The organism is Pseudoalteromonas sp. SCSIO 43101 (assembly GCF_023650775.1).
GTDB lineage: Bacteria > Pseudomonadota > Gammaproteobacteria > Enterobacterales > Alteromonadaceae > Pseudoalteromonas > Pseudoalteromonas apostichopi.
Genome location: NZ_CP072673.1, coordinates 2,042,087 through 2,055,074 on the forward strand (window position 1 = coordinate 2,042,087; position 12,988 = coordinate 2,055,074).

At 40.9% G+C, this 12,988-nt stretch carries 7 protein-coding genes and 1 pseudogene; 2 read left to right on the plus strand and 6 right to left on the minus strand.

Annotated elements, in window-relative coordinates; translation table 11 throughout:
- Positions 1-224: 224 nt before the first annotated feature.
- Positions 225-1,244, plus strand: a complete 1,020-nt coding sequence (locus J8Z25_RS09555; RefSeq protein ID WP_130052281.1) for a LacI family DNA-binding transcriptional regulator — start codon at positions 225-227, stop codon at positions 1,242-1,244.
- 192 nt (positions 1,245-1,436) lie between these two features.
- A complete protein-coding gene (locus J8Z25_RS09560) occupies positions 1,437-3,623 on the plus strand; it encodes an OsmC domain/YcaO domain-containing protein (RefSeq protein ID WP_239977891.1) in 2,187 nt (728 codons plus the stop codon).
- Positions 3,624-3,693: 70 nt separating this feature from the next.
- Here the strand turns inward: J8Z25_RS09560 and J8Z25_RS09565 are convergent, their stop codons facing one another.
- From J8Z25_RS09565 to J8Z25_RS09590, 6 genes and pseudogenes are all read right to left on the minus strand, one after another.
- The gene (locus J8Z25_RS09565; RefSeq protein WP_239977890.1) at positions 3,694-4,614 is read right to left on the minus strand and encodes a hypothetical protein; all 921 of its coding nucleotides are present in this window, start codon (positions 4,612-4,614) and stop codon (positions 3,694-3,696) included.
- 207 nt (positions 4,615-4,821) lie between these two features.
- Positions 4,822-5,160: pseudogene (locus J8Z25_RS09570) on the minus strand (DUF1287 domain-containing protein).
- Between the two features lie 119 nt (positions 5,161-5,279).
- A complete protein-coding gene (locus tag J8Z25_RS09575) occupies positions 5,280-7,679 on the minus strand; it encodes a glucan 1,4-alpha-glucosidase (protein WP_250660960.1) in 2,400 nt (799 codons plus the stop codon).
- 12 nt (positions 7,680-7,691) lie between these two features.
- Positions 7,692-9,176 (minus strand): MFS transporter, encoded by a 1,485-nt coding sequence (locus J8Z25_RS09580; RefSeq protein WP_167657846.1) that lies wholly within the window; start codon positions 9,174-9,176, stop codon positions 7,692-7,694.
- Positions 9,169-11,043 carry an alpha-amylase family glycosyl hydrolase gene (locus J8Z25_RS09585; protein ID WP_484581178.1) on the minus strand — a complete coding sequence of 625 codons (1,875 nt, stop codon included), beginning with the start codon at positions 11,041-11,043 and terminating at the stop codon, positions 9,169-9,171. Before J8Z25_RS09585 ends, J8Z25_RS09580 begins: the two co-directional genes overlap by 8 nt.
- A 94-nt stretch (positions 11,044-11,137) precedes the next feature.
- Entirely contained in the window at positions 11,138-12,988 is a 1,851-nt protein-coding gene (locus J8Z25_RS09590; protein WP_250660962.1) for a glycoside hydrolase family 13 protein, read from the minus strand.

Genomic DNA, 12,988 nt, shown 5'->3' on the forward strand with positions numbered 1-12,988 from the left:
CACCGGTGTCAGATTGGGATCAATAAAAATTTTCATTATTTGTGCATGCATACGTATTTATTAAGAAAACCTGCGTATTAAGTATCGAAAAAGCATATATATACGCATAAAAAATGCCTAGCTGTGTACAGAACAGTCACACACACGCCGCTTGTCACAAATAGCTTGAAAAAAATATTAAATAGCCGAAAATGGAAATACTTCTTCTGTTATTTGGTAACCATATGAAAGGTAAGGCGACATCATTTGACATTGCACATTATGCGGGTGTGTCACAGTCAACCGTGTCTCGCGCGCTGCGAAATAGCCCTTTGGTCAACGAAGAAACGCGTCGACGTGTTCACGAGGTAGCAAAGCAGCTCAACTATAAAGTTGATAAAAATGCCAGTAACTTAAGAACACAACAAAGTAGCACCCTGGCACTTTTATTATTTGAAGATCCAACCTCGGATGAATCACAAATAAATCCTTTCTTCTTAGCAATGCTAGGCAGTATTACAAGAGCCTGTGCAAAAGAAGGCTACGATTTACTCGTATCGTTTCAGTCTAGCAGCTCTGATTGGCAAGCTGATTACGAAGACAGCCACCGTGCAGATGGCCTAATTTTGCTTGGTTATGGTGATTACCTCGATTATCAGCCTAAGTTTAAAACCTTAATTGACCAAAACACTAAATTTGTATGTTGGGGGGCAAGCGTAGATAACCGCCCAGATTTAACCGTCAGCTGTGATAACTACGGCGGTGGTAAATTAGCTGCTGAGCATTTACTCGCAACCGGAAGAACTGATTGTGCATTTATTGGTGATGCCTCTGATCATAGCCCTGAGTTTTTTGCTCGCTACCAAGGTTTTAAAGATGCATTCTTAGCCAAAGGCGTGGCTTTAAACGAGCGTAAGATGGCTAATGCTATTTCAACAGAAGAATCTGGCTATCACGCGACTCGTTCCCTCATAGCAAATAACATTCGTTTTAACTCATTATTTGCGGCCAGCGACTTGATTGCTATTGGTGCTATTCGCGCGTTAAAAGAAGCAAAAATCAAGGTCCCTGATGATGTACATGTTGTTGGTTTTGATAACATTGCGGTTGCCAGCTTTGTAAACCCACCACTTACCACTGTTCAACAAGACACTACCCTCGCCGGACAAATGTTGGTAGATAACCTGCTCAAACTCATTCGGGGTGAAGATGTAGAGAATACCCTTTTACCACCACGGTTAATTATTCGTGGTTCGAGTGTTTAATTTTTAGCGATAACAGCTTTGTTATCGCCTACTCCCTTCCCAACCAGAAACTTATTGCATTAAAATTAGTTTTTTTTCGATTTACCCAAGACTATTACTTCGAAAAAGCAGATAATTACACCTATTATGATGAAAACGCTTATCTGGCACACAAAGCTTAGATAGCAACGCGCACAAAGGTGGAATTTTTTAATGGAAATTAAAGTTAATTTTCTCGACAACCTCAGGCTTGAAGCTAAGTTTGATGATTTCTCTGTCATTGCAGACCAACCTATACGCTATAAGGGTGATGGCACTGCACCAAGTCCATTCGATTACTTCTTAGCTTCATCTGCATTGTGTGCGGCTTACTTTATTAAAGTGTATTGTAATTCACGCGATATCCCGACAGATGGTATTCGTGTTGCACAAAACAATATCGTTGACCCAGAAGACCGCTATAACCAAATTTTCCAAATTCAGGTTGAATTACCAGAAAGCCTTTCTGAGAAAGACCGCACGGGTATTTTACGCTCTGTTGAACGCTGTACAGTAAAACGTGTTATTCAAACCGGCCCTGAATTTAAAATCGATACTGTTGAAAGCATTGAAGCTGATGCGCAAGCAATGCTGATGGCAAAACCAGGTGATGACAGCAACACATTTATTTTAGGTAAAGATTTACCGCTTGAAGAAACCATCGCAAATATGACGTCCATCCTTGAAGAGTTAGGGATGAAAATCGAAATCTCTTCTTGGCGTAATATTGTGCCAAATGTGTGGTCTTTACATATCCGTGACGCTGCTTCGCCAATGTGTTTTACCAATGGTAAAGGTGCGACCAAAGAAAGCGCGTTATGCTCAGCTTTAGGTGAATTTATTGAGCGCTTAAACTGTAACTTCTTCTATAACGATCAGTTTTTAGGCGAAGACATTGCCAATAGCGAGTTCGTACATTACCCAAATGAAAAGTGGTTTGCACTAACTGACGGTGACTCGCTACCAGAGGGTATTTTAGATAATTACACCCGTGAAATTTATAATCCAGATGGTGAACTTTGTGGCTCACACCTAATCGATACCAACTCTGGTAATAAAGATCGTGGTATTTGCTCTATTCCTTATGTTCGCCATTCAGACGGTGAAACTGTTTACTTTCCTTCAAACCTGATCGAAAACTTATTCTTAAGTAATGGTATGAGCGCAGGTAACAATTTTGCCGAGGCAAAAGTACAATGTTTATCTGAAATTTTCGAGCGTGCCGTTAAGCGTCAAATCATTGAACAAGAAATTGTTTTACCAGACGTACCACAGGAAGTATTAAATAAATATCCAGGTATTGTTGCGGGTATTAATGGTCTTGAAGAACAAGGTTTCCCTGTTGTAGTAAAAGATGCCTCGCTAGGTGGTCAGTTCCCAGTGATGTGCGTAACACTCATGAACCCTAAAACAGGAGGGGTATTTGCCTCTTTTGGTGCGCACCCAAGCTTTGAAGTTGCGTTAGAGCGCAGTTTAACTGAGTTATTACAAGGCAGAAGCTTTGAAGGCTTAAACGATGTACCTAAGCCAACGTTCAATAGCATGGCGGTTTCTGAGCCTGAAAACTTTGTAGAGCACTTTATTGACTCAACGGGCGTGATCTCATGGCGTTTCTTCAGCGCTAAACACGATTATGATTTTGTTGAATGGGATTTCTCTGGCAGCAATGAAGAAGAAACAGCGAGCTTATTCGGAATTTTAGAAAGCTTAGGTAAAGAAGCTTACATTGCTGAGTTCTCAGACCTTGGTACTGCTTGCCGCATTTTGGTGCCCGATTACTCAGAAGTTTATCCTGTAGAAGACTTAATCTGGGACAATACCAATAAAGCACTGAACTTCCGCGAAGATATCTTAAACCTACACCGTTTATCAGAAGATCAACTTGCCGATTTAGTTGAACGCCTAGAACAAAGTGAACTAGATAACTACATTGATATCATCACCTTAATCGGCATTGAGTTTGATGAAAACACAGTGTGGGGTCAGTTAACGATTCTTGAGCTAAAACTGCTTATTTATTTAGCACTCGGTGATTTAGAAGCGGCAATGGAGCTGGTTGAAGCTTTCTTACAATATAATGACAATACCATTGTTGAACGTGGCCTATTCTACCAGGCAATGCACGCAACGTTAGAAGTAGCACTAAGCGATGACCTTGAGATTGAAGATTACATTCACAGCTTCACTCGTATGTTTGGTCAAGAAACCATGGATGCTGTAGTTGGCTCAATTAATGGCGATGTGATGTTTTATGGCTTAACAGAAACCAGCATGAAGCTTGAAGGTTTAGATAGGCACCTTCGTTTAATCGAAAGTTACAAAAAGCTACACGCTGCTCGCGCGAAAAAAGCGGGGCTGTAACGAAGGAATATCCGAGCCGCACGTTTTCACAACGTGCGGCTTTACTTTTTCGCGACACTTAAATGTTAACTTAGCGAAAATGCACGCCTGTAATATCATACTCAGCAATAAAGCGGCCACCATAAGTGTCTACAAACATAAACTCCATCTCTACTTTTTCTCGTTGGCCTTTATGTTCAAGCAATTCAATAATAAAGTATTTATTCGAATTAAGGTCAAAAGAACGGCCTTGCGTTTCTCGTATAATATTAAACTTTGTAGGGTTACCGATTCTGTCAAAGTACTCAAAAAGTACGTTTAAACCGCGCGCATAAATCCCTGAGGCTCTTTGTGAGGAATTAGGTTGTTGTTGGGCCAACAACCACGTTTTGTCTTTTTGATTTACAGCTTTAATAAACTCAGTAATTAATTGTTGGTGTTCAACCAAAGGCGGCATATTTACTTTTTTAAGTGCTTGTATGAGTTTATCACCCGCTATACCTGTTCTCGCTATGTAATTATCAAAACCGGCCTCTATCGACATATAACTTAGATAGTCAGCAAGACCATCTCTGTACACCTGTTCAAATGTGCCATATTCTTCCGAGAGAATACGTTCAAGGCGATTATAGAAAGAAAAAGCATGCGCAGAGTCTAATTTTTTCAATTCCGAAGTATCTATCAATTGACCAAAAAGTAGTGCATTTAAGTCAATTACATTCGTTTTGTCGTCAAACGTAACTATTTCTTTAGCCCACTCTTTATTGGCTTTGACAAGTTGCAAATAGTAACGTTGAAAAGGTGCACCATGCTCATCAGCGATGGTTATTTTCTTTGTCGAAAAGTCATAAATTTTAGCGTTTTTTGTAGGGCCAGTTCTAACACTTACCTTAAAGCCTTTTGACAGTGCAGTAAATTTATCAGACTTCTCAATCACAACTTCCTTTGAAGCAAAAACAGTCGTCGTAAAGAGCAGTAAAAAGCTGGCAACGAACCATCTAGCAGTTTTCATATTAATTCCTTTTTATGCTAAATTCAGGTTTACCTAGTACAGGTTCAAAGATAACTTAAATGTATATTAAAATGGTAAGTAATTGAAGCCCAATGCAAATGCTAGGGTTTTAGGTTTATAACGTTAATGTCCTGTCATTTTGTAATTAAGTAACATATCTAAGTGATTAGGCCATATCGTTACTATGAGTGGCCTTGTTGTAACTCCTTATAGTTCAGCTGTCACTATTCCAACATGGGGTAAGTTGCCAGATAGTATCCAAGTTACAATATCTCTCCTTTTATAATTACTAACGTCTTCACTTAAAGTCAGGCTCTGCACATGTCGTTGAAAGAAATGCTGTAAGTAAGGGACACGAAGGTGATCAATATTTGAATCCGACTTTGTTAGACCTCATATTCTTCTTGATGGATATAAAGTAAAGTTATCACGCATACCTTCATTAACGCGTACTTGTAAATCGATTCCAAGTGTCCTATAACTGCGAATTATGACATCAGGACACATGCCAATAGTAACAGGTACATCATCATTTGGATAAGCAATTCTTTTATAGCTTCCATCATTAACAACGCAGTGATTTGTTCGCTACTTAGAGGCAGGCAACTTTAAAAACAAAAGCCACAGCAAGTGCTGTGGCTTTTGTGTCAATGCGTTAGTAAAACTTACTTCAATGCATCTTCAACAACTGGGTAATGATCCCATACTTGTTTATCGCTCACTGAACGAAGTAACTTGATGTATTCAGCGTGAGTCCAAGCAAGCGGTGTTGCCGAGTTTGTGCCCTCACCTAGCTGATAACCAGCTTTATTGTTACCTACGCCATCCCAAACTTGTTCAGGTAACATCATGCCTTCATTGGCAAAAGCTTCCATTCCTTTTACGTAGGTGTCTTTAATCGCTTGTTGCTTCATCGCATCTAGGCTATTGGTTGCGTTTGCCGCAGCGATTTCATAGTGACCACGCTCACCTGTGAAAAACGGCCATACACGACCACGTTGACCAGGGGTGTTGTTACCACCTTCAGCGTAGTTGTTACCTGTCATTTGGTCTTCACCGTAACCATCGTTACCATAGCGGCGGTAGCCTGGGAATGAGCCCGAACCATCAGCAAAGTTAAAGGTATAGCGTACTTGAAGGTTATCAACTAAAGTTTCGTCATCATACTCTGGTAATGTTTTTACAATGCTCGGAGCAAGTGCATCACGTACACCATAGCGTACAAGCTCTAAGAAACCACCATCAAGGATTTGCTTTTTGTCAAAGCCTTCACGACCGTTATTGGCGTTAAGTGTAGTTGATGAGTTTGGATCTTTGTCTTGACCGATACGAATGAAATATTCACCATCGCTGTTTTCAGACTTAAGGTTACCTTGAGTCGTAAACATCGTGCTTTCAATTTCACTGTTGTAGGTTTTAGCCGTTGCTAGGTAACGCTCTGCATTTTTAGTGTCACCTGCTTTTTTAGCAATATCAGCAGCTGTCACTAGACCTGCAACAACCGCAGCTGTTGTTGATGGGGAAAAACCATTTTGTTCTTCCCAGCGCTCTTGTTGCGTTGCTGGAGGTGTAATTTGCGTGTCGTTCCAAAGAATTTTGGCAAGGCCACCATCAACCAAGAAATCAGCAGCTGGTTTTAACATTTTGCCATACCAATCTGTCAGCTCTTGATCGCTAAGTACGCCTGCTTGATGAAGTTTCCAAGCTAACATAATTGGCATTGCTGTTTGGTCAAGCTGTACACCTACCCACTCAAGTTCACCATCAACATGTGTCTTTTGTAAGAACCAGCCAGTGTCACCACCATTGCCTGGTGTGTTATCTGTTACTTGTACTTTTTCTAGATACTCAAACGCCGTTTTAGCAGTACGTGCATCACCCATGGCCATAAATGCCATTGCAACTTGATAGAAATCACGAACCCAAACCGCTTTATAACCGGTAGAACCTGTTTTAGCCGAAACCGTTTCACCCCAAGGGTTAGAAAGTGACGCAATTAAAGCACCTGCATGAGTTTTATCTTCTTGCGCTTTTAACACCATAGCACTGGTATAGAGCAGCTTACCATTATCAGCAGTGCTGTTAGTTAATGTGCTCAAAGGTTCAAGGCTTGTTAAGTAGTCTTGCCAACCAATGGCAGCACCTTCACCGTTATATGCAGCAAGCACTTTTTGATAGCCTTGGTTTAAACTTGCTTGACCTTCTTTGAGGCTTGCAGCTTCAGATTTACCAAAGCTTAAAGCTAAATCAAAGGTGGTGTTTTTTGATACTTCGCCCAGCTCTGCAAGTAAGCTTACATTACCCGACTTATCACCGGTATTTTGGTAAGTAGTTGGTAATGATTGCGATGCTCTCAACTCTTTTAAGCCATCACTTACACCCGTAAAGCCAACGCTTGCTTGTTTGAATGGTTGAGCGGCTTGTAAAGATAAAAAGTTATCATCTTGCCAAGCAACTAGCCCCTTGTCAGTCACTTTTGCAAAATCATCTAAGCCATTGTTATCGATATAAGGATTCACATTAACGTAGGCTTTCACATCTTCAAGGTCTGTATTAAATACACTACGAACAAACAGTGTTTGCCCGTTAGGATCTGTAAAGATATGTTTTTCTAAGGTGAAACGACCTTGCTTGTCTTTACTTACTACTTTGTACGCAAGCGATAATGGGCGACCTGCGTCATCTTTATATAAATAATCAATGCTTACATCCAGATCATCGTTCTCTGTTACGGTAAAATCTTTACCAACGACAACAAATTGCATATCTTTGATTTGTGCTTGGTGAATTAAACCAAACATGGTTTCTGTGATCATGCCTTTAGCAATTGAAAACCAAACTTTTGATACTTTGCCGGTAGCAGCTGCGTCGCTATAGTGATCGTCTTGGTATTGCTCATAAGAGGTACCAATACCTGTTTTACCAGAATATGCCCAAAAAGGCTCAACACCCGGTGCACCCGGTGCAGAAACTTGGTCTACCGCTATATTTGCTGATTGTTCTGAACTACAAGCTGTTAAACCTAATGCTAAAAAGCTTGCTGTAATTAGATTAAATTTTTTCATTGTGTGTCCTTATTATTGTTGCTTAACGCGCAGTACGGCGACCGCTGCTAGTACGAATGACACTGCACCTAGCACTAACGCATAAATCGGTTGATTATCAAAAAGGTGGCGTAAAATTAGGCCCAATACGCTTGCCGCTAAAAGCTGCGGGATAACAATAAAGAAGTTAAAGATACCCATGTACACACCCATTTTCTTACTTGGTACTGAGGTACTTAACATTGCGTATGGTAAAGAGAGAATTGACGCCCAAGCAAAACCGACCCCAATCATTGGCCAGATCAGTAAACTTGGATCTTTAATAACAATAAAGCTGACCAGCCCTAATGCACCTAACACTAGGTTGATAGCATGGGCCATTTTTAGTCCCACTTTTTTAACGACAATCGGAATACACAGTGCTGCAATGGCAGCAAAGCCATTGTAAGCGGCAAATAACACACCAACCCAATCCGCACCATTGTTGTATGCAAGTGAGCTTGTATCACTGCTGCCATAGTGGAAACTTGTTACCGCCGAGGTGGTATAAATCCACATTGCAAACAATGAGAACCAGCTAAAAAATTGTACCCAAGCCAATTGTTTCATTGTTTCTGGCATAGTGAATACATCATTCACAACTTGATAAAAGCCACCACTGGTTGCATTTTTAGCTTTTAGAGCACCGGCTATAAATTGAATAACACCAAAACTAATCAAACCACCAGCAAGCAAATAAAGCTCTTTTTCAAGAGATAGACCTGTAACAATTCCAAGAACGACAAGGCCAAGAACCGTAAAAATTGCAGCCCCTTTGTTAAAATTCACATCGCTTTGAACATCGCTCGAGTCATTGCTTTGCTCTTGCTCATGAAAACTTTCTAGCTCTTCTGGGGAATATTCTTTAGTGGTAAACACAGTCCAAAACACTGCAATAATTAAAACTACTGCACCAAAGTAAAACGAAAATTTTACAGAATCTGGGATTTGTCCAGCTGGTGCTGTATTGGCAATATCGAACCAGTTAGTCATCATCCAAGGTAATGCCGACGCGACAACCGCACCGATACCAATGAAGAAGCTTTGCATTGCATAACCAGTTGCACGTTGCTTTTTAGGCAGGTTATCACTAACAAGTGCACGGAATGGCTCCATGGTCACGTTAATTGACGCATCCATGATCCATAGCATACCCGCTGCAATCCAAAGGCTTGGTGAGTTAGGCATAATGAATAACGATAACGTTGTTAGAATAGCCCCATAAAAAAAGAACGGACGACGGCGACCTAACTTATTCCAAGTTTTATCGCTCCAATAACCGATGATCGGTTGTACAATAAGACCTGTAAGCGGCGCTGCAACCCAAAGGATTGGAATGTCATCAACATTGGCACCTAAGGTTTGAAATATACGGCTCACATTACCGTTTTGTAATGCAAAGCCAAATTGGATCCCTAAGAATCCAAAACACATATTCCATATTTGCCAAAAGCTTAGCGTTGGTTTGTTATTAGTCATAATCAGCCTTTAGAGTAAATACTGCACTGCTTAAACCATTCATTTGTAATTGAATTGGCCCATTCGTTGTTGCCTCAGAAATCACAATGTCGGCATGATTTTCTAGGTTATCAGTTAACGTTAAATCACTGTGGTTAAGCTTAGGTAACAACGCTTGGTTAAGGTTAAGCTCAACATTTTGTGGGTTCTCTGAAAAATTACTTACTACAAGCACCAGTTGTTGGCCAAGCTTACGCGTAAAGGCAATGACTTGCTCTGAACCCGTCAATTCAACCGCTTGCATGTCACCACCAACAATGGCAGGAAGCGTGTTTAACGACATTAACTTAGTGTAGTAAGCGCGTAGATCAGCTTGCTGCTTTGAAAGCGCACCACCATCGAATTTACCATTATTCATCCACGCTTGATGCGCAGGTACACCCATGTAATCGAAGATACTTGTGCGGGTTGGGTCGCCAAAGCCACCATCTTCAGAGCCATCTTCACCGACAGCTTGACCAAAATAAAGTAATGTTGGCGAACGCGACATTAATGTAGAAACCACCATAGCCGGCTTACCTTTTTCACTGCTGCCCGCGAAATCTGGGCTAGCAATACGTTGCTCATCATGGTTTTCTAAAAAGTGCAGCATGTGCTCTTCAATATCAGCCACTTGGCTTTGGATATCGAAAATAGTATCCGCTGATTGCTTGCCTTGCATCACAGCTTTAACTGTGTCGTAAAAACCGACTTTGTCGTAAAGGTAATCCATCTTACCTTGCTGGATATATGGGCGGTAAAGCGTTGGGTTATAAACCTCAGCCAAAATAAAAGCATCGCTTTTTTGCATCTTGATTGATGAATTTAAAAAGCTCCAGAACTCAACAGGCACCATCTCTGCCATATCATAACGAAAACCATCGACACCTTTATCTAACCAATAAAGCGCGATATCGCGGAATTTATACCAGCTATTTGGTAGCTCTTTATCTTGCCAAAATGCGTAGTGCGCACGGTAATCTTTATCAGCGTAATCAGCAGGTAGCGTCGGGAAATCGTAGCTGCCATCTGGTTTCACGCCGTAATTAATTTTAACTGTTTCGTACCAATCATTGATGTCAGGTTTAGCTGCACGTGCCCCATTACCCGTCCATTTTGCTGGTGTTTCAGCAAACTGATTATCTGCTAGAGGATGCGGGTTACCACCTAACACTTGGTAGCTATCGCTGGTAGGAACTTGAAATGACTGCCCTGTTACATAGTAAAAGTTATTATCGCGAGCATAAGTTTTCGTCGTGTCATCTTCAGCACCAAAATCTTTAACACCTTCAGGCTTTGCGACCGACTCATAGTTACGCGCTACATGGTTTGGCACAATATCAATAACAACTTTCATACCGTGCTCATGAGTACGATTGATTAGCTCTTCGAACTCTTCTAAGCGGCGCTCAGGGTTAATTGCTAAATCAGGATTAACATCGTAATAGTCTTTCACTGCATAAGGTGAGCCTGCACGGCCTTTTACAACATCAGGGTCATCTTGTGACAAACCGTATTCGGTATAGTCAGTTACTAAAGCATGACGCGGTACACCTGTGTACCAAACATGTGTTGTACCTAGCTCTTTAATGCCTTGTAATGCAGCATCATTAAAATCAGCGAATTTACCTACTCCATTTTCTTCTAATGTACCCCACGGTTTATTGGTGGTATTTGTATTACCAAATAATCGAGTGAATACTTGATAAACCACAGGCTTAGAGATAGCTGCTTGGCTCGATTCTGATTGCTGCTTTTGCGTGTTCTGCTGTACTGGCGCATCGTTACCACAGGCAGTTAAACCTAAAACCGAAGCCACTACTAACGCAGTTAGTTTGTATGTTGTCATCATTACTTCATTTTTCTGTAAATATCAGTTAATACTAATGTTAAGGGCTGCATACGGACAGTAAATGCATACGTATTCAGCCTATTAGTTGCAATTATTCAAGCTCGATTAAGCGTGCTTGCATAGCTTTTAAGCGGATTGGCGCTGCAAGTTCAACGCGTTTTTTGCTGATTAAATCTCGTCCTTTAATATTGCCTTTCAGCACTTCTTGCATGTAGCTTAAATCCCAATCAATAGCTTGTTGGTTTTTGTTAAGAACGACCAATACAGTTTGGCCATTATGCTCTCTCACATAGCTGTAAACGCCTTGCTTTGGTGAAAAATGCATTAAACGACCTTCACTTAGCGCTGGTTTTTCTTGGCGCAGCTTAAGCAGTTTTTTAATGGTACTTAACATCTCTTGCTGATCAGTTGAAAGACCTTTGCCTGTGAATGCATTTGTTTTTTGACCCGTAAACCCACCAGGGAAGTCAATGCGAATATCACCGTGGTCATTACTTGGCGTGTTATCAAGCAAAAGCTCTGTACCGTAATAGATTTGTGGAATACCGCGAGTTGTTAACAGCAGCGTCATGGCTAATTTAGTTTTTGCGAGGTCTTGACCAAGCTCAGTGTAAACACGGCTCATGTCATGGTTATCAGCAAACACTAAAATGTTATCTGTATCAGCATATAAAAAGTCATTCGCCAGCGATTGATATACTTTTATCCAACCTGTATTCCAGCTTTCTTCTTCGTTAAGTGCTTGGATTAATGCTTCTTGTAATGAAAAGTCCATCACACTTGGTAAATCAGAGGTATATCCATCTTGATTGACTTTGCCGCGCTGCCAATAAGATGCAATTGCCGGGTTGGTTGTCCACTCTTCGCCAACAATATTAAAGTTTGGATACTCGGTCATAATCGCTTTAGTCCAATCGGCTAAAAACGCTTTATCTGAGTATGAATAGGTATCAACACGAATGCCGCTTAAGTTGGCGTATTCAATCCACCAAATGGCATTTTGAATCAAATAAGTTGAGAGTAACGGCTGGCGCTGATTTAAATCAGGCATCGACTCAACAAACCACCCATCATTAAATTGACGTTTATCGTATTGGCTGGCATGAGGGTCTTGAATTGTTTGTCTGGCGTGGCTTGTGGCATTTTTACCGTTTTCAAACTTGCCATCAAAGTTAACCCAATCTACTGTTGGCATGTCAGTCATCCACTGATGCGATGAACCAAAGTGGTTAAGTACCATGTCCATCACTAAGCCGATACCATGCTCTTTCGCTTCTGCTGATAAGGTTTTATAAAGCGCATTACTGCCCATACGCGGATCAACCTTGTAGAAGTCAGTAATAGCATAACCATGATAAGAATAACTTGGCATGTCATTTTCAAGCACAGGTGTTAACCAAAGTTGCGTTACACCTAAGTCCTCAAGATAATCTAAGCTATTAATAACACCTTGAATATCACCGCCATGACGACCTCCTTTGAAGCTCGGATTTGCAGCCTCCTGCATACCTGCAACGCTGTCGTTACTTGGGTCACCATTTACAAAGCGATCAGGATTGATTAAATACAGCGTATCTTTGTTTGTAAAGCCATCGCGGTTGGCACTTTGCTTATCTCGAGCATTTAATGGGTAAGTAAACGTTGTGCCATCTTCAGCTTTAAAAGTCAGTTTTCCCGGCTTTGTATTATCGCTGATGTTTAAATCTAAAAAAGCGTAGTTAGGGTTATTTGTTGTTGTCACCCCTTTAAACTCAACGCCCTTGTAAGGCATCATTTGCCACGCTTTGTTAGCAATATTGTTATCGTAAAGCATTACTTGCAAAGAATCGTTTTGCATTCCAACCCACCAATTTTCTGGTGAAGCGGTAAGTGCAAAACTCGCTGTCGAGTTAAAAATAGTAAATGCGGTCGTTAACGCTATAAATGTCTGTGTTTTTTTCAT

Excerpts from the sequence above, each read along its gene's own strand:
- J8Z25_RS09575 (WP_250660960.1), bottom strand. The coding sequence starts at position 7,679 with ATGAAAAAATTTAATCTAATTACAGCAAGCTTTTTAGCATTAGGTTTA.
- J8Z25_RS09555 (WP_130052281.1), top strand. The coding sequence starts at position 225 with ATGAAAGGTAAGGCGACATCATTTGACATTGCACATTATGCGGGTGTG.
- J8Z25_RS09580 (WP_167657846.1), bottom strand. The coding sequence starts at position 9,176 with ATGACTAATAACAAACCAACGCTAAGCTTTTGGCAAATATGGAATATG.
- J8Z25_RS09585 (WP_484581178.1), bottom strand. The coding sequence starts at position 11,043 with ATGACAACATACAAACTAACTGCGTTAGTAGTGGCTTCGGTTTTAGGT.
- J8Z25_RS09560 (WP_239977891.1), top strand. The coding sequence starts at position 1,437 with ATGGAAATTAAAGTTAATTTTCTCGACAACCTCAGGCTTGAAGCTAAG.
- J8Z25_RS09590 (WP_250660962.1), bottom strand. The coding sequence starts at position 12,988 with ATGAAAAAAACACAGACATTTATAGCGTTAACGACCGCATTTACTATT.
- J8Z25_RS09565 (WP_239977890.1), bottom strand. The coding sequence starts at position 4,614 with ATGAAAACTGCTAGATGGTTCGTTGCCAGCTTTTTACTGCTCTTTACG.